Origin of the sequence: Gaetbulibacter sp. NE, assembly GCF_025548475.1 — a bacterium.
GTDB lineage: Bacteria > Bacteroidota > Bacteroidia > Flavobacteriales > Flavobacteriaceae > Gaetbulibacter_B > Gaetbulibacter_B jejuensis.
In genome coordinates this window covers 968,373-987,685 of the sequence record NZ_JAOQHY010000001.1, presented here as the reverse complement: position 1 = coordinate 987,685, position 19,313 = coordinate 968,373, and the positions used below count along the sequence as shown (strand labels likewise).

The 19,313-nt window shown below is 33.2% G+C and carries 20 protein-coding genes; 9 read left to right on the top strand and 11 right to left on the bottom strand.

The window, feature by feature from the left end:
- Positions 1-54 precede the first annotated feature (54 nt).
- Both OD803_RS04565 and aceB read right to left on the bottom strand, forming a co-directional pair.
- A complete protein-coding gene (locus tag OD803_RS04565) occupies positions 55-1,686 on the bottom strand; it encodes an isocitrate lyase (RefSeq protein WP_129759871.1) in 1,632 nt (543 codons plus the stop codon).
- Positions 1,687-1,757: 71 nt separating this feature from the next.
- On the bottom strand, positions 1,758-3,356 hold the full coding sequence (gene aceB / locus OD803_RS04560; protein ID WP_262732507.1) for a malate synthase A: 1,599 nt from the start codon (positions 3,354-3,356) through the stop codon (positions 1,758-1,760).
- 125 nt (positions 3,357-3,481) lie between these two features.
- Between aceB and OD803_RS04555 the strand changes: the two genes are divergently transcribed.
- Positions 3,482-4,957, top strand: a complete 1,476-nt coding sequence (locus OD803_RS04555; protein ID WP_129759869.1) for a helix-turn-helix domain-containing protein — start codon at positions 3,482-3,484, stop codon at positions 4,955-4,957.
- Positions 4,958-5,051: 94 nt separating this feature from the next.
- On the opposite strand, the gene OD803_RS04550 is transcribed toward OD803_RS04555, so the two are convergent.
- Complete coding sequence (locus tag OD803_RS04550) at positions 5,052-5,849, bottom strand: universal stress protein (RefSeq protein ID WP_129759868.1); 798 nt, start codon at positions 5,847-5,849, stop codon at positions 5,052-5,054.
- Between the two features lie 47 nt (positions 5,850-5,896).
- Between OD803_RS04550 and OD803_RS04545 the strand changes: the two genes are divergently transcribed.
- Entirely contained in the window at positions 5,897-6,397 is a 501-nt protein-coding gene (locus tag OD803_RS04545) for a GNAT family N-acetyltransferase (RefSeq protein ID WP_129759867.1), read from the top strand.
- A complete protein-coding gene (locus OD803_RS04540; RefSeq protein WP_129759866.1) occupies positions 6,394-7,728 on the top strand; it encodes an MATE family efflux transporter in 1,335 nt (444 codons plus the stop codon). The genes OD803_RS04545 and OD803_RS04540 overlap by 4 nt, the downstream gene beginning before the upstream one ends.
- Positions 7,729-7,840: 112 nt before the next feature.
- On the opposite strand, the gene OD803_RS04535 is transcribed toward OD803_RS04540, so the two are convergent.
- Positions 7,841-8,500, bottom strand: coding sequence for a 2OG-Fe(II) oxygenase (locus OD803_RS04535; RefSeq protein ID WP_262732506.1), 660 nt, complete (start codon positions 8,498-8,500; stop codon positions 7,841-7,843).
- An 85-nt stretch (positions 8,501-8,585) separates the two neighbouring features.
- Between OD803_RS04535 and OD803_RS04530 the strand changes: the two genes are divergently transcribed.
- Genes OD803_RS04530 through OD803_RS04520 form a run of 3 tightly spaced genes read left to right on the top strand, consistent with a single transcriptional unit; the run spans position 8,586 to position 10,240 of the window.
- Positions 8,586-9,035, top strand: coding sequence for a 6-pyruvoyl trahydropterin synthase family protein (locus OD803_RS04530; RefSeq protein ID WP_129759864.1), 450 nt, complete (start codon positions 8,586-8,588; stop codon positions 9,033-9,035).
- Positions 9,036-9,476, top strand: a complete 441-nt coding sequence (locus tag OD803_RS04525; RefSeq protein ID WP_262732505.1) for a DinB family protein — start codon at positions 9,036-9,038, stop codon at positions 9,474-9,476.
- Complete coding sequence (locus OD803_RS04520) at positions 9,473-10,240, top strand: UDP-2,3-diacylglucosamine diphosphatase (RefSeq protein WP_129759862.1); 768 nt, start codon at positions 9,473-9,475, stop codon at positions 10,238-10,240. The genes OD803_RS04525 and OD803_RS04520 overlap by 4 nt, the downstream gene beginning before the upstream one ends.
- A 92-nt stretch (positions 10,241-10,332) precedes the next feature.
- On the opposite strand, the gene OD803_RS04515 is transcribed toward OD803_RS04520, so the two are convergent.
- The 5 genes from OD803_RS04515 to OD803_RS04495 form a co-directional block, all read right to left on the bottom strand.
- Positions 10,333-11,619 carry an MFS transporter gene (locus OD803_RS04515; protein ID WP_262732504.1) on the bottom strand — a complete coding sequence of 429 codons (1,287 nt, stop codon included), beginning with the start codon at positions 11,617-11,619 and terminating at the stop codon, positions 10,333-10,335.
- A 109-nt stretch (positions 11,620-11,728) separates the two neighbouring features.
- Positions 11,729-12,088, bottom strand: a complete 360-nt coding sequence (locus OD803_RS04510) for a hypothetical protein (protein WP_129759860.1) — start codon at positions 12,086-12,088, stop codon at positions 11,729-11,731.
- Between the two features lie 58 nt (positions 12,089-12,146).
- On the bottom strand, positions 12,147-13,268 hold the full coding sequence (locus OD803_RS04505; protein WP_262732503.1) for an OmpA family protein: 1,122 nt from the start codon (positions 13,266-13,268) through the stop codon (positions 12,147-12,149).
- A gap of 110 nt (positions 13,269-13,378) precedes the next feature.
- Positions 13,379-15,067, bottom strand: coding sequence for a single-stranded-DNA-specific exonuclease RecJ (gene recJ, locus OD803_RS04500; RefSeq protein ID WP_262732502.1), 1,689 nt, complete (start codon positions 15,065-15,067; stop codon positions 13,379-13,381).
- 2 nt (positions 15,068-15,069) lie between these two features.
- Complete coding sequence (locus tag OD803_RS04495) at positions 15,070-15,492, bottom strand: OsmC family protein (RefSeq protein WP_129759857.1); 423 nt, start codon at positions 15,490-15,492, stop codon at positions 15,070-15,072.
- A 133-nt stretch (positions 15,493-15,625) separates the two neighbouring features.
- Here OD803_RS04495 and OD803_RS04490 point away from each other — a divergent pair, with 133 nt between their 5' ends.
- The 3 genes from OD803_RS04490 to OD803_RS04480 are packed head-to-tail and all read left to right on the top strand — an operon-like array spanning position 15,626 to position 17,517.
- Positions 15,626-16,216: a carboxymuconolactone decarboxylase family protein gene (locus tag OD803_RS04490; RefSeq protein WP_129759856.1), complete on the top strand. Its 591-nt coding sequence runs from the start codon at positions 15,626-15,628 to the stop codon at positions 16,214-16,216.
- A gap of 9 nt (positions 16,217-16,225) precedes the next feature.
- Positions 16,226-16,738: a hypothetical protein gene (locus OD803_RS04485; RefSeq protein WP_134198292.1), complete on the top strand. Its 513-nt coding sequence runs from the start codon at positions 16,226-16,228 to the stop codon at positions 16,736-16,738.
- A gap of 11 nt (positions 16,739-16,749) precedes the next feature.
- Entirely contained in the window at positions 16,750-17,517 is a 768-nt protein-coding gene (locus tag OD803_RS04480) for a toxin-antitoxin system YwqK family antitoxin (protein WP_262732501.1), read from the top strand.
- Positions 17,518-17,968: 451 nt separating this feature from the next.
- Here OD803_RS04480 and OD803_RS04475 read toward each other — a convergent pair whose 3' ends face one another.
- The gene (locus tag OD803_RS04475) at positions 17,969-18,541 is read right to left on the bottom strand and encodes a uracil-DNA glycosylase family protein (protein WP_262732500.1); all 573 of its coding nucleotides are present in this window, start codon (positions 18,539-18,541) and stop codon (positions 17,969-17,971) included.
- Between the two features lie 41 nt (positions 18,542-18,582).
- Entirely contained in the window at positions 18,583-19,254 is a 672-nt protein-coding gene (rsmI, locus tag OD803_RS04470) for a 16S rRNA (cytidine(1402)-2'-O)-methyltransferase (protein ID WP_129759852.1), read from the bottom strand.
- Between the last annotated feature and the right edge of the window lie 59 nt (positions 19,255-19,313).

Sequence of the window (19,313 nt, the reverse complement as noted above, 5' to 3'; positions counted from 1 at the left end):
AGTTGAAGGCTTTTATAAAGGGATGAAAATGCTTTTCATCCCTTTTATAGAAGATTAACCGACTACTTCTTTAAATATTTTTTTTGTATTGTTTTGACAATCATGTTTAAACTGATTTGAAGTGTTTTTTTTGCCGCTTGCTTTTAGCGCATTTTCACCTGAAAAAAAAGTTTTGTGGTCGTCACCCAAATCTGAACCTGCCATTCGTTGATGTTTTACACACGAAACACCTTTTCTTATTTCTTGTCTTTGCACACCTTTCACATATGCCAACATACCTTCATCATTAAAATAAGCTTGAGATAAATCATTCATGTGTAGCGCTGTTGTATGGTAGGTTGGCAAAGTAATTAAATGATGAAAAATACCTGCTTGTTGTGAAGCATCCTTTTGAAAAGATTTTATTTTTTGGTCTGCACGAAAACTCAATTCAGAATTGTCGTATTGCACATTCATTAAGTCATTTAAATCGTATGCCGTCATATTTTCTCCCTCGTTCAACATCTCTTCATAGACTTGATTTCTGAAATTCAATGTCCAATTAAATGAAGGTGAGTTGTTGTAAACCAATTTAGCATTTGGGACAACTTTTCTAATTCTGTTTACCATATGAGCAATTTGTTTAATATTTGGGGTTGGTGTTTCAATCCATAATAAGTCGGCTCCATGTTGTAAGCTTGTCACACAATCTAAAACAACCCTGTCAATATTAGTACCTTCTTTAAATTTGTACAATCCATTAGGTAGCCTAATGGGCCTAACAAGTTTGCCCTCTCTTTTTAAAAGCACATCATCTTCTTTGGCTTCATTAAGGTTTATTTCTTCGGCTTCAACAAAAGCCAAGTATTGCGAAGCCAAATCACCTGGTTTTTGGCTTACAGGCAGTTTTTGGGTAAGTCCAGCTCCTTCAGAATCGGTTCGTGCTACAATTATCCCATCTTCAACACCTAATTCTAAAAAAGCATATCGAATAGCATTTAATTTGGCTATAAAATCTTCGTGCGGAACAGTTACTTTACCATCTTGATGCCCACATTGCTTTGCATCTGAAACTTGATTTTCAATTTGAATAGCACAAGCACCTGCTTGTATCATTTTTTTTGCCAATAGGTAAGTGGCCTCCTCGTTTCCAAAACCAGCATCAATATCAGCAATGATGGGCACGATATGTGTTTCAAAATTATCTATTTCGTCTTGTACGTCCTCTCCGTTTTCAAGTCTTCTAAACAAATCATTCAAAGCTATAGCATCTGCCTGACGTAAAAAATCATAAATTTCTTCTATCAATTGAGGAACAGCGGTTTTTTCATGCATCGATTGATCTGGTAATGGTCCAAATTCAGAACGCAGTGCAGCAACCATCCAGCCTGATAGGTAAAGATATTTTTTGTTTGTGGTTTTATGGTGTTTTTTTATTGCTATCATTTTTTGTTGGGCAACAAAACCATGCCAGCAACCTAAAGATTGTGTATATCTTGCAGAGTCTTTGTCATAATCTTCCATGTCTTTTCTCATAATTTCCGCTGTGTATTTTGAAATGTCCAACCCTGTTTTAAAACGATTTTGAATAGTCATTCTAGCTGCATTTTCAGGGTTTATTGCTTTCCAGGTTGTGCCGTGTTTTTCTTTAAGGCTTTTTACAGCATCAATTGCAGATTGATACTTGCTTTGAATTAAATTTTCCATAATTTTGTAATAAGTTATTTTAATAATAATTAGATCCTGTTGATTGTTGCCGCAATCGCAGGATTGTTTTTTTAAATGTATTTATATGCTTGAGTTGTTAAGAATTCTTCAAATTCATCTGACAGCACTAATTTGTCAAACAATTTTATAGCTAACTCAAGTTTAGTGCTTGCTATATTAGATTCGCCTACTTCAGTTATGATTTTCTCAATTTCATCATCAAATAGTTCCATATAAAGTTCTATTGTAAGCCTTCTGCCATCATCTAATACAGTTTCATTTTTTACCCACTGCCAAAGTTGGGTTCTTGATATTTCAGCAGTAGCAGCATCTTCCATTAAATTATAAAGAGCCACCGCACCATAACCTCGTAACCATGCTTCTAAATAAAGAATACCAACGTTTATGTTTTTTCTAATTCCGGCTTCTGTAACAGTTCCCTTTGGTATTTGAAGTAAATCCTTTTCTGTAATATTTAGCTCTTCCTTTTTAATGTGAATTTGATTTGATGTGGGCATGTGTTTGTTAAATTCCTCCATTGCTACTTGAACTAATGCAGGATGCGCAACCCAAGTACCATCATGTCCATTTTTTACTTCACGCTCTTTGTCTAATCTTACTTTCTCTAGAGCGTTATCGTTTTGGGTTTTGTTGTTTTTAATTGGAATTTGGGCAGCCATTCCTCCTATAGCAAGAATACCACGTTTATGGCAACGTTGTATGACCAATTTTGAATACGCATCCATAAAAGGAGCGGTCATTGTCACTTGGTCTCGGTTGGGGACATTGAAATTGTTGTGGTTTCTAAACTTTTTAATGTAAGAAAAGATATAATCCCAGCGTCCGCAGTTTAATCCCACAATATGGTCTTTAAGTTCAAAAATGATTTCATCCAATTGAAAGCTAGCAGTTATAGTTTCTACCAAGACCGTCGCTTTAAAAGTTCCTTTAGGAATCTTCAAATATTCTTGAGCAAACTCAAAAACTTCATTCCACCAACGTGCTTCCAAATAATGCTCTAGTTTAGGTAGGTAAAAATAAGGAGCTGTATTTTGATCTAGTAATGTTTTGGTATTATGAAATACATATAAAGCAAAATCCACAATACTAGCAGAAACTTCTGTATTGTTAATTATCAGGTGCTTTTCGTTTAAATGTAACCCTCTAGGTCTAACCAGCAATATAGATGTTTTGTTATTGAGCGCATAGGTTTTTTCTTTAGAGCTATCTGTATATGAGATGGTTTTTTTATTTGCATCTATAAGGTTTTGTTGCCCTTGCATACAGTTTTTCCAAGTAGGCGCATTACTGTCTTCAAAATCAGCCATAAATGAGCTTGCGCCAGAATTTAATGCATTAATAATCATTTTTCTATCAATAGGTCCTGTAATTTCAACGCGTCTATCTTTTAAGTCATTGGGTATTTCACCAACTGTCCACTCACTTTCTCGTATTGATTTGGTTTCGATAGGAAAATTTGGGAAAACACCTGAATCAAAAACCTTTTGTTGTTTTTTTCGCCTGTCAAGTAGATTTAATCTATTCTCATTAAAATTTTCATGAAGTGCTATTATAAATTCAATGGCATCATCAGTTAAAAGCTCTGGGTAATAATGTTTGGTGTTGTTAGCAAACTGTACTTTGTACTGTTTTAATATTGAGTTTTCCATAATTGTATGTGTTTTTCATAGCAATAATAAAATAAAGTTTTTGAAAAAACAAGCGAACGTTCGCTAAATGTATTTTTTCGCTATTTTTAATGTTTTCGCAAAATTCACTATTTTTGCTATTAAGTATGGAACAAGACTATATAAAAATCATATTTGGGCTTAAGCTTAAACAGATTAGAACAGACAAAAACTTATCACTATTTGGGTTGTCAAAATTGACAAAACTGTCCAAATCTTATTTAAATGAGATAGAAAAAGGCAAAAAATACCCTAAGCCTGATAAAATTGCGATTCTATCTGAAAAACTGGATGTACCCTATGACCAATTGGTCTCCCTAAAGCTTGATAAAAATTTAGCTCCTATTGGAGAGTTGTTGCAGTCAAAAATCTTTAAGGAAATACCTTTGGATTTATTTGGCATAAAAGAAAGCGACTTAATAGATATTGTTGCCAATGCACCAGCAAAGGTAAATGCTTTTATTAGTACCATCATTGAAATAGCTCAACATTATAATTTTAGTAGAGAAAGCTTTTTTTTGGCTTCAGTACGTTCATTTCAAGAAGCCAACAATAATTATTTTGATGATTTAGAGCAAAGTGCTTTAAGGTTTTCAAAAGCTTATCAGATAGATTTAACAAAACCTATTTCGTCTAAAGATATTGAGGAAGTACTTATTGAAGAATATGGATACACCATAAATGAAAATGAGTTGAAAAAGCACCAAGACTTAGGAAATCTTAGATCAGTTTTTGTTCCCAAAACCAAAACACTGTTGTTGGCTTCTGGTATTGATGACGCGCAACGAACATTTATTTATGCAAAAGAAATAGCCTATAATTATTTAGAAATAACAAATAGATTATATACGTTCCCTTGGATTAAGTTTGACAGTTTTGATCAAGTACTGAATAACTTTTACGCCTCTTATTTTGCAGGAGCCTTAATTATCTCAAAAGCTGAATTATCTTCCAAATTGGAGAAAATATTTGCAATGAAAACTTTCAGTGAAACACGGTTTATGAAACTAATTGAAAGTTTTAACGCTTCTCCCGAATCTTTCTATCAGCGATTAACTAACGTTATACCAAAAGCGTTCAATGTTCAAGATTTGTTTTTTTTGAGGTTCACACATAAACTTGGAAGTGAGAAATTTCACTTAAAAAAAGAATTGCACTTATCCCATCAACATTCACCAAGAGCCAATGAAACCAACGAGCATTACTGTAGAAGATGGGTGTCCCTAAATGTGTTGAACACTATATGTAAAAGTGGTAAAGCACATGAATTTAGTGCTCAGATTTCAAATTATGTTAATGACAACATGAAATATTTGGTTTTATCATCAGCAACAAAAGACCCATTTCGTGAAAACCAGTATAGAAGCATCTCAATAGGCTTTCTGATTAATAAACAATTAGAACGCAAACTTAATTTTTTGAATGAAAATAAAATAGTCGAACAATATGTAGGAGTTACTTGCGAGCGTTGTTCAATAAAAGATTGTAAAGAACGAAAAGCTTCTCCTGTAGCTCTAGACAAGTTGAACACCAATAAAACCATAGCTTCTATTGTTGAAAAATTAAATATGAAGTTTCAGTGAATTTTTGTGCTTAATTAAAAACTATACGAAACAATATAATCAACCCTAAATAAAGAATATATATCGCTCTTATCAACTGAGCTAACTCCCAAAATTATTTTAATCCGCTAAGTACTAAAACAGGTAGTTTAGAGCTATGAAAATCTCTTTTAAGTATTGTGTTTTTCTCCCAAAGCTTAGTGAAGAACCCTCTTTTACGTCTTACCACACAAAGTAAGTCAGGGTCATTGTCTTTGTAATGCTCCAATACGCCTTGAAATGTAGTAGCATTTTCGCTTTTGGTAGTGTTGGTTATTAATGTTGAAAGTTCTTCATCTACATCAAAATCACCTTCATTATAAAAAGGTGTTTTCACCAATAAAAGATTTACAATTGACTTGAACTGGTCTTTAATAGACTTAAGTGGTGTTAGTGCATTATGATTTTTAATAACAGCAGATTTTAATGCCATTAAAATATATACAATAGGCTTAAACACATGTCCTTCAGGTACTATTAATGCTGGTATATTGGTTTGTTTAATAATCTTTCCAGACGTTTTACCCAAATACACTTCTTCTTTAACCGAATTTGTTCTTGGCTCAATCATTATTAAATCAATATCTAATGATTTACAAACCAATTCAAGCGTATCAACAAGTTTTCCTTTAAAGGTTTTAATCACTACCTCAACACCCTTTTTATCTACTTTATCTACATGAGATTTTAAAAACTCTAAACTCTCACGCTCCAAAATATCATCTACTTTTATCATAGTTCCTGCCTTGGTATACACGTTATAAACTTGTACTACATATAACTTTGCGCCAAACGCTTTAGCAAAATCAACTGCATACTGTAAATGACTTACTGCATTTTTTGACGAACCAACAGGAACTAAAATATTCTTCATATTCTATAAATTAAAAGTAAATTTACTCGCAAAAATAAACATTATTAATGATTCGCAAAGCTACGCTTAACGATATTGGTTCTATACTACAGCTCACTAACGCTTGTGCTAAACACATGATAGCTAACAACATTTATCAATGGAATGAACATTATCCAAGTGAAAATGCTTTTTTAAACGATGTAGCGCGATCAGAACTTTATGTATTGGAAATTGGCAACACTATTATTGGATGTGTAGTAATTTCTACTTTAATGGATGAAGAATATATACCTATTGAATGGCTCACTAAAAATGAAAAAAACATTTACATTCATAGGTTAGCTGTTCACCCTAACCATCAAGGAAAAGGGTATGCACAACAGTTTATGGACTTTGCTGAAATATTTGCTAAAACAAACGATTACGAATCAGTTAGACTTGATACATTTTCTCAAAATAAAAGAAATCAAAAATTTTACGAACAAAGAGGTTACAAACGTTTAGGTGACATTTATTTTCCTAAACAAAGTGAACATCCTTTTTACTGTTACGAATTGGTATTTTGAATATAGACATAAGCACAAAACATATTAACCGATTAGCAATACCTGCATTAATTTCAGGGATTTCAGAACCTATATTATCGCTTACTGATGCTGCAATTATTGGTAATATTCCAATAAATACAGCAGAGTCAATCGCTGCTGTTGGTATTGTTGGTACGTTTTTATCTATGCTTATCTGGATTTTTGGACAAACCCGAAGTGCTATTTCGTCAATTATTTCTCAATACCTAGGTGCAAATAAAATTAATGAAGTTAAAAATCTGCCTGCACAAGCTATTTTAATCATAACATCATTAAGCTTATTAATTATTGTAGGTACTTATCCGTTTACAAATTCTATTTTCAAACTCTATAATGCCTCTGGTTTAATTCTAGAATACTGTAGTGAATATTACAAAATTAGAGTGTTTGGGTTTCCGTTTACCTTATTTACCATTGCAGTTTTTGGAACATTTAGAGGTTTACAAAACACTTTTCATCCTATGATAATTGCTGTGGTTGGTGCTTTAACAAATATTATTTTAGATGTTGTTTTAGTGTATGGTGTTGAAGGGTTAGTTGCTCCAATGCACATTAAAGGTGCTGCATACGCAAGTGTTATTGCTCAATCGTTAATGGCTTTGCTTTCGGCTTACTTTATACTTAAAAAAACCGATGTTCCGCTTATGGTTAAGCTGCCTTTTAACAAAGAGATTAAAAACTTCTCTTTAATGGTGCTTAATTTATTTGTACGCACCTTAGCGCTAAACATCACATTATATTTTGCGACTAGGTTTGCTACAGCCTATGGTAAAAATTATATTGCTGCTTATACTATTGCCATTAACCTCTGGTTTTTTGGTGCATTTGTTATTGATGGTTATGCAAGTGCTGGTAACATTTTATCAGGAAAACTCTTTGGTGCAAAACAGTATAGTGATTTGATTAAATTAAGCAATACCTTAATTAAATATGGAATTGGTCTAGGTATTGTTTTAGCAGTTTTAGGAGGCATTCTTTATTATCCAATTGGACGATTATTCACTCAAGAAACTGCTGTTTTAGATAAATTTTACTCAGTATTTTGGATTGTATTAGCAATGCAACCTCTTTGTGCTTTAGCCTTTATTTTTGATGGTGTTTTTAAAGGCTTAGGAAAAATGAAAATACTGCGTAATTTACTTTTAGCCTCTACGTTTTTGGTATTTGTGCCAACGCTTTTTTTACTAGATAACTACAACCTTAAGTTACACGCTGTATTTATTGCGTTAACCATTTGGATTATAGCTAGAGGCATTCCGTTAATTATAAAATTTAGAAAACTATTTTTACCACTTACACAAAAGCAGTAACTTTAGGGTTTTAATAGTTCAAAAAAACAATTATGGGTAATAGACTGTTTCTTATACTGGCAATCGTATTAATAATTATTTATTTCTATAACCGAAGAAAAAGGCGTTAGTTTTATCTGGTTTTTAACCATCCTGTAATACTCAACCTTTCCGTTTCTACAGGTTTTACTTCGTGTTCAATAATTTGACTTTCAAAAATGACTACACGTCCAGGAAAAGGATAAATGCTTTTTGGAACTTCATTTCCGTTTTCATCAAGATACAATACAAGTTCACCTCCATTTTCAGGCTGCCAACCTTCGTCATTTAAGTAACAAACAAACGACAGTTTTCTTCTGTCATCATTTTGAAATGTATCTAAATGACGCTTATAAAACGTTCCTTTTGGATACAATGCATAATGAAACTCCTTGTGCAATATTCCTAAAAAACAAGTTTTATTTAAGTAGTTTACTAAGCTGTTTATTTTGTTAAAAAATAATTGCTCTGCTGCGTTAGCTTTAGTTTCATCTATCCATAAAATCACATCGCCACGAATAGACTTTACAATCACTTCATTAACGCGATTACCAATAGCTGCTTTTTTAAACCGATCTTCTTCATGTTTTTCTATCAACGACTGCCTTAAAGCATGCACTTCTTCTTTAGAAAAAAAGTCTTCAACAACACTGTATTGTTGCAAAATAATATCGTTGATAACCTTTTCGTACTGAGGGTTTTCAACAAAATCGATATTCTCAAAAATTTGAGATTCAACCATAGTATCTTTCATAATTTTTAAACAAAAGCGCGCAAAAGTAATCTAAAAATCAATTGCTTTTACAAATTCAATATCTTTGTAATGAAAATATTTTTTGATGAGTAATATTAGAATTACAAAACAGTTTTCGTTTGAAACAGGACATGCACTTTACGGCTATGATGGAAAGTGCAAAAACGTACATGGACACAGCTATAAACTATCGGTTACAGTTATTGGTCAACCTATAGCAGACAACACCAATGTTAAATTTGGAATGGTTATAGACTTTAGCGATTTAAAAAAAATTGTAAAAGAAGAAATAGTTGATGTTTTTGATCATGCTACAGTGTTCAACAAAAACACGCCTCATGTAGAGTTAGCAAAAGAACTTGAAGATAGAGGACATAATGTATTATTGGTAAATTACCAACCAACCAGTGAGATGATGGTCATTGATTTTGCTGAAAAAATCAAAACCAGATTACCAAAAAACATAAAACTGCATTCCTTAAAGCTTCAGGAAACCGAAACCAGTTTTGCCGAATGGTATGCTAGCGACAATTAAATGAAACCATTTTTTAAAAGCATATTTGATTATCATCACTACTTTAACCAAAAGTTGATAGAACTGTTTTTGGAACATTCTGCTTCAATATCAAAAAGAACAATTCCGTTGTTTTCGCATTGCTTAAACGCACATCAAATATGGAATGCACGAATATTGAAAACAGACTCGTTTGGAGTACACCAATTACATGCACTTGAAAATTGTAAAGACTTAGACAAAACCAACTATGTTGATACATTAAAAATTATTGATACTTTTGATTTTGAAGAAACAATAAAGTACACAAACTCAAAAGGCGATAATTTTGAAAACACAGTACAAGATATTTTGTTTCATATCGCTAATCATTTTACGCACCATAAAGGGCAACTTATTTCCGATTTAAGACAACAAGAAATTGAGCCACCAGTAACTGATTACATTTTTTATAAACGATGAACATCCCAAAAGGAAAAAAAATATACTTCGCTTCTGATAATCATTTAGGAGCGCCAAATAAAAAGGCATCGCTTCCTCGTGAAAAAAAGTTTGTAGCTTGGTTAGACGAGATTAAAAAAGATGCTGCTGCAATTTTCTTAATGGGAGATTTGTTCGATTTTTGGTTTGAATACAAAACAGTAGTGCCAAAAGGATTTACTCGTACACTTGGTAAATTGGCAGAAATCTCAGATTCTGGTATTCCTATTTACTATTTTGTTGGTAATCATGATTTATGGATGAATGGCTATTTCGAAGAAGAGCTTAACATTCCTGTATACCATAAACCTAAAGAATTTACATTTAATGACACGAGCTTTTTCATTGGTCATGGTGACGGTTTAGGTCCTGGAGATAAGGGTTATAAACGTATGAAAAAGGTGTTTACCAATCGCTTTTGTAAATGGTTATTTCGTTGGTTACATCCTGATTTAGGCGTGAAGTTAGCACAATACCTGTCGGTTGAAAACAAATTGATTTCAGGTGAAGAAGATGCTAAATTTTTAGGTGAAGATAATGAATGGTTAATACAATACTGTAAACGCAAACAGTCTGAAAAACATCGTGATTTTTATATTTTTGGTCACAGACATTTACCGCTTGAAATTGCGTTGGAAAACAATTCAAAATACATTAATCTTGGTGATTGGATCAACTACTATACCTATGGTGTTTTTGATGGCACAACAATGGAACTAAAAACGTATTCACATCAGTTTAAGTAATTTTCATAAAGAAAATTGTATCGAAAACAAGTGAAATTTACAATCTAGTTTCTCGATACAGAATTCTTATCAGAATTCCACTCGAAAAGACACTAGTCTTCTTTTTCGTGTTCTTCTAAATCTTTTGTCAAGTCCAATTTTCTAAATGAAGGCGAAACCAATCCTGTTGTTATTACAGTAATTAATGTCATTGTTCCTCCAAAAACTACAGCAGTTACTGTTCCCATTAATTTTGCAGTCAAACCACTTTCAAAAGCACCCAATTCGTTTGAAGAGCCAACAAACATTGAGTTTACCGAAGACACGCGACCTCGCATATGGTCTGGTGTTTTTAGTTGCAAAATGGTTTGCCTGATTACCATAGACACACCATCAAACACTCCACTAAAAAACAAAGCTGCAACTGAAAGCCAAAATACGGTTGACAAGCCAAAAGCAATAATGCTTAACCCAAAACCAAACACAGCTACTAGCAGTTTAATACCAGCTTTCTTTACAATAGGAATATATGCAGTAACCAACATAGTTAAAAATGAACCAATGTTAGGTGCAGCTACCAAAATCCCAAAACCTTCAGGTCCTACTTTTAAAATATCAGTGGCGAAAACTGCTGCCAAGGCAATAGCACCACCAAACAATACCGAAATCATATCTAGGGTTAAGGCTCCCAAAATAGCTTTTGTTTTAAACACAAATGAAACACCTTCTTTTAAACTTTTAACTACTGGTTCTCCAATGTTTGGGTTAAGAATGGGTTTACGTTTAATTTGATATAACATTATCAGTGAAAACATTACTAAACCAAACACAATGCAAAGCGACCAATGCACACCCATTTGTTCATTCTCTCCAAGCCAACCAATTGAAAATCCTGCGAAAGTGACACCTAAAACTCTTGCCATTTGCCATGTAGAACTGTTCCAAGTAGCTGCATTAGGATATATTTTTTTAGGAACAATTAAAGCCACTAACGAAAAAATAGTTGGACCAAAAAACGAACGTAGCAGTCCTCCAAAAAATACTAAAGCATAAATACAATAGAGTATTTGTTTTGTGGACCATGTTTCAAAAACACTTGGAGACGTAATCCAGAATAATCCAAAACTAATAATTGAAAACAGAGCAATACAAAGAGCTAAAAGATTCCGCTTTTCTTTTTGGTCTACAATATGTCCTGCAAAAAGCGCCATTCCTAATGCAGGAATAATCTCCATAAGTCCAATTAAACCAATATATAATGGATCTTTGGTGAGTGCATAGACTTGCCATTCAATAATTATAAATTGCATTGACCATGCAAAAACCAAAGCAAAACGAACTAGTATAAATAAATTGAACTCTTTATATCGAAGTGCTGCGTAAGGGTCTTTTTTTGTCATATTCATTTCCTATGGAAACAGGAATTTAAAGAGGTTTTTCAAGATGATAACCTCTCAAAACTGTTGGTTTAGATTTTGACACAAAAGTAAAACATCCAAGTTTCTTATTTTAATTTTTGCAAAGCGTCTCTAAATAATACTCTAAATCTAACTGAAATAATGTGCCTTTTATTAAATCTTCAACTTGAGATAATTCCTTTTCATTAACCGCAATATCTATTTTATTACTTGGTGTTTTAAGCAGAATGTTTTTACTATCAATGTTTGATTGACAACAACTACAAGGTTGCGTGTTTTTTGCGGCACAAACACAATTATAAAACTGTTTTATCTCGCTATGTGTAAGATAAAAGCCCATATCTCTAAATATAAGTTGCACTTTACCTTTTACCTTTTCGGTTTGAGGGTTAATCCATTTAAAAGAAATTCCGAAATTATTATGGTATATTTTGTAGATATCTTGTTCCATGAGAAGTGGTTTTGTACTACAAAGATATAATTATTTAGAATAAATCTAAATAAAGACTTTATTTTTTGATAAGTTTAAACTCTACTCGTCGGTTTATTGCTCTATTTGCTTCAGTATCATTACTTACTTTTGGTTTAGAGCTTCCAAACCCAAACCATTTTACTTTATGGCTTTCTAGCCCTTTTTCTACTAAAAAATTGGAAACAGCTTCTGCTCGTAGCTTTGATAATTCATCGTTTCTAGTTTCTGTACCAACAGCATCTGTATGTCCATAAACTTCTATATGGAGATCAGGATGTTCTTTTAAATAGTCATACAAAGCATTAAGTTCAGCTTTAGAAGTTTCTAAAAGAGTGGCTTTATCAAAATCAAATAACACATTTTTAAAGACATAGGTTGTATTACTTTTAAATGGCTCTTTAGTAGTGTTGTTAGTGTGTGAAGTCATTTTTTCTTCAGTTGATTTCTCAGTTGCTTCAACTGAAACCTCATCAATATAGTAGTAAGAAAACTTATTGTCTTTTCGGCTAACCGTTAATATTTCCTTTAGTTCTGTTTTACCATCCTTATTAAAATTTCCTATGGATAAAAAGTTTTCAAATCCTGAGGCAACAAATTCAAAAGACAGTTCTTCCCATGTACTTCTTTCTTCTAAAAAACCTTCATTTTTCAAAGTGTGTAACATAAACCTTTGGGTGGTTGCTCTTTTAGGAACTATTACTTTTTCACAACTGTTTTTATCAAAACAGCTTTTTATTTTTTCTTCTGTAAATAACACTTGAAGTTCTTTAATGGCATGCGTAGCCATATCAGCAAGACTTACATAAAATTTTACTTTGTACGTTTTTCCTGCAATTAAAGGCTCTTTTAATTCTCCTTGAATATACTCTCTGTAATTACTATAAGGTGAAAATGTATAAATGCCACAATATGTATTTCCTTCTTTAGGACTTTGCTGACCGTTGTAGTTTTTCGTTCCCAAGTTAGAACTACAAGTAAGAAAAGAATCTGTACTTCCATTGTTGGGCTTCGACCAATTTAAAGTTTGACTATCAAAGTCACCCAAAAACACAAAGCACTTGTCTCTCTTTCTAAGTTCAAAACTTGGGTTTTTAACCAGGTTTTGTGAAAAAAGAATTGTTTGAAACAAAAGGGAAAAAGTGAGTAGTTTATACTTCATTTTAGAAAAACGGAAACTGAAAGAAATTATTTTAATTTAACCTTGTCTTCCCATACTACGACACGAAATTCATTGTATAGATTCTAAATCAAGTTGAGAATGACAAAGCTTTATTTTATGTCTCTCAACTTTAACTGTAAACTCACATGTCCTTGCCAATGGTTTTCGTCTATGGAATACACTGCTTTAAACCGTTTTTTATTCGTAATTAAATCGTATTTATCTCCTAGGCCAAAACCTATACCTACAAGTTTTTCTTGTCCTGTTTGAGTTGCTGTAATACGTAAGTGTTTATCATCTTCACCCACACATTTTCCATAGCCAGTATCTTTAAGGTTCTCACTCATAAAAATAGGTGTCATATTACTAGGTCCAAAAGGTGCAAACTGACGAATAATACGCCACAATTTATCATTAACCTGTGGCAAACTAATTTGCATATCTACTTTTATTTCAGGAACCAACAAGGTTTTATCTATTGTCTTAGAAACTTCGTCTTCAAAGGCTTGTTTAAAGGCTTCATAGTTTTCTTCTTTTAATGTAAGTCCTGCTGCATATTTATGACCTCCAAACTGCTCGATATGTGCGCTACAAGCCTCTAGTGCATTATACACATCAAAACCAGAAACCGAACGTGCTGAAGCTGCAAGCTTATCGCCACTTTTAGTAAACACTAGTGTTGGTCTGTAATAGGTTTCGGTTAAACGAGACGCAACAATACCTATTACACCTTTGTGCCACTCTTTATGATATACAACTGTTGTGAAACGCTCCTCTTCATTATGCGCTTTTATTTGTTGAAGTGCTTCTTCTGTTATTTGTTGATCTGCTTCTCTCCTATCAGTATTAAACGCTTCAATTTCTTCAGCGTATTGTTTGGCTTGGTTAAAATTGGTTTCTGTTAAAAGCGCCACAGCATAATCACCATGTTGCATTCGTCCTGCAGCATTAATACGAGGTGCCACAATAAATACAACATCAGTAATAGTAAGTTCTTCTTTTTTTACTTGATCGATAATAGCTTGTATTCCTGGTCTAGGATTTTTATTAATCACTTGCAGCCCATAATACGCCAAAGTCCTATTTTCTCCTGTAATAGGAACAATGTCTGCACCAATTGCTGTTGCAACCAAGTCGAGATATTCAGTTAAATCCTCTGCAGATTTTCCTTCTTTTGAAGCCAATGCTTGTATGAGTTTAAAGCCTACACCACAACCACAAAGCTCCTTGTAAGGATACTCACAGTCATCTCGTTTTGGGTCTAAAACAGCAATAGCATTTGGTAGCTCATCACCTGGTCTGTGATGGTCACAGATAATAAAATCAATGCCTTTTTCTTTAGCGTAAGCTACTTTATCAATAGCTTTTACACCACAATCTAAAGCGATAATAAGTGAAAACTCATTGTCATGCGCAAAATCGATACCTTTAAAAGACACTCCATAACCTTCGTCATAACGGTCTGGGATGTATGTAGCCACCTGATTGGTTTTTGTTTTAAGATAAGAACTCATTAAAGCCACCGAAGACGTTCCATCTACATCATAATCGCCATACACCAAAATGTTTTCGCTGTTAGCCAACGCTTGCTCAATACGATTAACCGCTTTATCCATATCTTTCATTAAAAATGGATTGTGCAAATCTTTTAAGCTTGGGCGAAAAAAGGTTTTAGCTGCTTCATAAGTCTCAATGCCTCGTTGCAATAATAGTGTAGCAACAATCTCATCAACCTGAAGTGCTTCTTGTAGTTGTTTTAATTTTTCAGTATTCGGTTTTGGCTTTAAAGTCCAGCGCATACTTATGAATTGTGATAATGAATTGAGGTTTTTACATTAGCAAATTTGCGAAACATTTCCATCACACCACAGTATTTTTCAACCGACAGGTCTACCGCTTTCTTTATTTTGTCTTCGTTTAAATCATCACCATAAAAATGATATTCAACTGAAACAGTATGGTAATATTTTGGGTGTTCTTCGGTCAATTCTCCGTAAGTATCAATTCTGAAATCAGAAATTTTCACTTTCATTTTATCTAAAATAGATACCACGTCTAAACCTGAGCATCCAGCTAGTGACGATAACATCATTGCCTTTGGTCGTAATCCTGAATTATGCCCTCCATGTTCTTCCGAAGTATCCATAAATAGGGTTTTTCCGCTTGGGTTATCAGATTCAAACTGCGAATTTCCTTTCCAATGTGTAGAGACTTTATTTGTCATGTTTGAAGATTTTTTTGTTTATTGTAATGAATAAATTTTTAATTACTTAAGACGTAAAAGACCTCTTAAAATTTCATTAAATTACAAAAAAGAGGTGTCTTATTACTTCAAAAATACCACTAAAAAATAGATTATGCCATTAGTCACTCCGTTATCTCCAGACCACGATGCTGAAACTCAAAAACTAGCCGATTTTTACAATGAAACCTTAGGGTTTTGTCCAAATTCGGTATTAACTATGCAACGTCGTCCTGACATTTCAAAAGCATTTATCAACCTCAACAAAGCAGTTATGGCTAATGAAGGTAGAGTTACTTCGGCCTTAAAACGTATGATTGCTTGGGTGAGTAGTAACGCTACAGGTTGTCGTTATTGTCAAGCGCATGCTATAAGAGCAGCGGAACGCTATGGAGCAGAACAGGAACAACTAGATAATATTTGGGAGTATAGAACGCATCCTGCGTTTTCTGAAGCTGAACGTGCAGCTCTCGATTTTAGTTTGGCTGCTAGTCAAGTACCAAATGCTGTTGACGACTCCATAAAAACACGATTGTATGAGCATTGGAACGAAGGTGAAATTGTGGAGATGTTAGGTGTCATTTCGTTGTTTGGTTACCTAAACCGTTGGAATGATAGCATGGGAACAAGTATTGAAAATGGAGCTGTTGAAAGTGGAGAACAGTATTTAGGAAAACACGGTTGGAATAAAGGGAAGCATATATAAAAATTGACAATGACTGATTTAAACTGCCCAAACTGCAAAGAGACTGTTTCACAAATAGAATTTGAGTGCTCTAACTGTGGATATCCTTTATCAGGAACTGAAAAAGAAAAAGCCATCTTCATTGGAAAGCAAATCACAAATAAAACAAAAATTGGCGACGCTAAAGATTCTCAAAACAGAGTTCAAAAAATATTATACATTATTGCTGCATTCCAATTTTTAAATGCGTTTTTAGTTTATAGAAAACTTTACAGTATTGAAGATGTTATTTTCTATTGTGTTTTAGGTATTATTTTGATAATCTTTGGCTATTTATGCCCTAAAAAACCCATACTGTTTATTTCACTGTCTCTTGCATTAATCTTAGGTTATTATCTCTTATTGTATCTAAACGACCCAATGTATTTGTATAGCGGAATTCTTTGGAAAATAGTCATTGTTGCCTCGTTATTATATGGTTTAGCACTCTCATTTGATGAGCAAAAGCTGAAGAAAAAGTATAATTATTTAAAAGATAAATAAGCCTCACAAAAATGAAAAAAACACTATGCCTTCTTCTTTTATCATTAATCTTTATTGGTTGTAAAAACCAAACTGAAAAAACTGATAAGTCTTTTACTTTTATAGAGCAAGGACAGTATGTGGTTGATTCTTATAATGGTCATTCTATTTACAGAGATAAAAAGAATAAAAAAATAATGGATGGTTACTATGTTGTGGGAAACGAACTTACCAAATGGGAAGAGTTTAGTGTAAAAGAAGGCTTGCTAGATGGTGATTATTTACTTTTTCATAATAATGGTGAAATCTTCTCTCATGCCATTTATTCTAAAGGTAAAAAGCATGGAGCTGAAAAAACGTATTACCCTTCTGGGACGTTGAAAAAAACCGTTATGTATGCCAATGATGTGATAACTGGAACTGTTGAAACGTATTTTGAAAGCGGTCAAGTTGCCACTAAAGCAACTTATAAAGACGGAAAATCTGTAGAGTCTTCAGCTTATGACATTTTAGGAAATATTGTATCGCAAACCTTTATAAAAGACGGTAGAACAATTACACAAACCATACGAGGTGGTAAAGTATATAGTGAACAGATTAACTCCAATTACGACAGCTTTGAAGCCACCAAATTTTATAATGAAGACGGAAGTCTTGCTAAGTTTTTACGATTTTTTGAAGATGGTGATGCTGCCTACCTTATTGAACTTGATGAAAATGGCAACGAGATAAAACGTTTAAACGCAAAAGAAAATCCACAAGAACTATTAGAATACCAAAAGTATTTTATTGGTTTATAAAACAACTATATCTTCTCTTAATTTCTTTTTAAAATCAAATACAACTTTGTTTGCTGTTGTATTGATTTCCTAAATATATATTGCTCTTCTCGAAGCTACTTGTTGTCTTAGGCATGAATGTGTCTGATTTGAATTTCAAACAGAAAATACGCTTTTTCGTTATATAAATATGACAGCTTAAACCTTGTCACAGTTGTATTTATCAGCTTGATTTAATTTAGGCTTAAATATTTTATAAAATGGACTTTTTATACTCTAAAAGAGGACTTTTGTTTTTGTTTTTGTTTTTAATTGCCATACTAGTATTTATTAACAGGCGTATGGATCAAAAACACGAACTAAAAATGTCTAAAAACTTTAGCAAACAAAACCCTAAAAATATTGAAGCCCAGGCAAAATACAGAAAGGCTACAACACAAAAGCCTGACAATAAGCTAAATAGTTTTCTTGATTATATTAAAATGCTATTAACTCTTTTCTGAAGTTCGGGTAACACCTCAACTTCAAACCAAGGGTTTTTGCTTAACCAAAATCGGTTTCTTGGGCTTGGGTGAGGTAACGGAAAATAGTATGGTAAATACGTTTTAAAGTCTTTTACTGTTTTGGTAAGTGTTTGCTTCGCCTTCTCTTTTAAATAATACTTCTGCGCATACATGCCTATTAAAATCACAAGCTCTACTTTGGGCATTTGCTGTAACAACAACTCATGCCATTGTGGAGCACATTCTTGTCGTGGTGGTAAATCGCCACTCTTCCCTTTTCCTGGATAACAAAAACCCATAGGTATAATGGCAAAATGTTCAGGATTGTAAAACTGTTGGTCAGTAACATTAAGCCATGTTCTAAGTTGCTTTCCACTAGCATCATCCCAAGGAATTCCAGACGCATGTACTTTGGTTCCTGGTGCTTGACCAATAATTACAATTTTAGAGTTTTTATGTGCTGAAACAACTGGGTTTGGACCAAGTGGTAAATGGTCTTTACAGATAGTACATTGCTTTATGTTGTTTAGTAGTTCTTGCATTGAACTGTTTTTAATTCTGAATCCAATTTCAGAATTTCAAATTACTTCTTCCCAGCAACCACAATTACAATTTCGCCTTTTGGTGGCTTGTTTGTGTAGTGTTCTAAAACCTCTTTTGCAGTACCTCTAACCGTTTCTTCATAGAGTTTTGTTAACTCTCTAGAAACAGATACTTGGCGATCTTCACCAAAGTACTCACAAAAATTAGTAAGTGTTTTTATAAGTTTATGAGGGCTTTCATAAAAAATCATGGTTCTGGTTTCTTCTGCTAAAAAAGTCAATCGTGTTTGTCTCCCTTTTTTTACAGGCAAAAAGCCTTCAAACACAAATTTATCGTTAGGCAAACCACTATTTACTAAAGCAGGTACAAAAGCGGTTGCTCCTGGTAAACACTCTACTTCAATAGCGTTTTCAACACAAGCTCTCGTTAATAAAAATCCAGGATCTGAAATTGCTGGTGTTCCTGCATCGCTTATAAGCGCTATTGTTGTTCCGCTTTTTAGTTTATTTACTAAACTTTCAACCATTTTATGCTCATTATGCATGTGGTGCGATTGCATAGGAGTAGTTATTTCAAAATGCTTTAGTAATTTCCCTGAAGTACGTGTGTCTTCAGCTAAAATTAAATCGGCTTGTTCTAATACTTCAACAGCCCTAAAAGTCATATCTTTTAGGTTTCCTATTGGTGTGGGTACAATATAAAGTTTGCTCATAAATGCTAAGTAACAGTCAAATTTACAATCTTTTAAACTATCTTCACACAACCATTTTT

Excerpts from the sequence above, each read along its gene's own strand:
- OD803_RS04565 (WP_129759871.1), bottom strand. The coding sequence starts at position 1,686 with ATGGAAAATTTAATTCAAAGCAAGTATCAATCTGCAATTGATGCTGTA.
- aceB (WP_262732507.1), bottom strand. The coding sequence starts at position 3,356 with ATGGAAAACTCAATATTAAAACAGTACAAAGTACAGTTTGCTAACAAC.
- OD803_RS04555 (WP_129759869.1), top strand. The coding sequence starts at position 3,482 with ATGGAACAAGACTATATAAAAATCATATTTGGGCTTAAGCTTAAACAG.
- OD803_RS04550 (WP_129759868.1), bottom strand. The coding sequence starts at position 5,849 with ATGAAGAATATTTTAGTTCCTGTTGGTTCGTCAAAAAATGCAGTAAGT.
- OD803_RS04545 (WP_129759867.1), top strand. The coding sequence starts at position 5,897 with ATGATTCGCAAAGCTACGCTTAACGATATTGGTTCTATACTACAGCTC.
- OD803_RS04535 (WP_262732506.1), bottom strand. The coding sequence starts at position 8,500 with ATGAAAGATACTATGGTTGAATCTCAAATTTTTGAGAATATCGATTTT.
- OD803_RS04530 (WP_129759864.1), top strand. The coding sequence starts at position 8,586 with ATGAGTAATATTAGAATTACAAAACAGTTTTCGTTTGAAACAGGACAT.
- OD803_RS04525 (WP_262732505.1), top strand. The coding sequence starts at position 9,036 with ATGAAACCATTTTTTAAAAGCATATTTGATTATCATCACTACTTTAAC.
- OD803_RS04520 (WP_129759862.1), top strand. The coding sequence starts at position 9,473 with ATGAACATCCCAAAAGGAAAAAAAATATACTTCGCTTCTGATAATCAT.
- OD803_RS04515 (WP_262732504.1), bottom strand. The coding sequence starts at position 11,619 with ATGACAAAAAAAGACCCTTACGCAGCACTTCGATATAAAGAGTTCAAT.
- OD803_RS04510 (WP_129759860.1), bottom strand. The coding sequence starts at position 12,088 with ATGGAACAAGATATCTACAAAATATACCATAATAATTTCGGAATTTCT.
- OD803_RS04505 (WP_262732503.1), bottom strand. The coding sequence starts at position 13,268 with ATGAAGTATAAACTACTCACTTTTTCCCTTTTGTTTCAAACAATTCTT.
- recJ (WP_262732502.1), bottom strand. The coding sequence starts at position 15,067 with ATGCGCTGGACTTTAAAGCCAAAACCGAATACTGAAAAATTAAAACAA.
- OD803_RS04495 (WP_129759857.1), bottom strand. The coding sequence starts at position 15,492 with ATGACAAATAAAGTCTCTACACATTGGAAAGGAAATTCGCAGTTTGAA.
- OD803_RS04490 (WP_129759856.1), top strand. The coding sequence starts at position 15,626 with ATGCCATTAGTCACTCCGTTATCTCCAGACCACGATGCTGAAACTCAA.
- OD803_RS04485 (WP_134198292.1), top strand. The coding sequence starts at position 16,226 with ATGACTGATTTAAACTGCCCAAACTGCAAAGAGACTGTTTCACAAATA.
- OD803_RS04480 (WP_262732501.1), top strand. The coding sequence starts at position 16,750 with ATGAAAAAAACACTATGCCTTCTTCTTTTATCATTAATCTTTATTGGT.
- OD803_RS04475 (WP_262732500.1), bottom strand. The coding sequence starts at position 18,541 with ATGCAAGAACTACTAAACAACATAAAGCAATGTACTATCTGTAAAGAC.
- rsmI (WP_129759852.1), bottom strand. The coding sequence starts at position 19,254 with ATGAGCAAACTTTATATTGTACCCACACCAATAGGAAACCTAAAAGAT.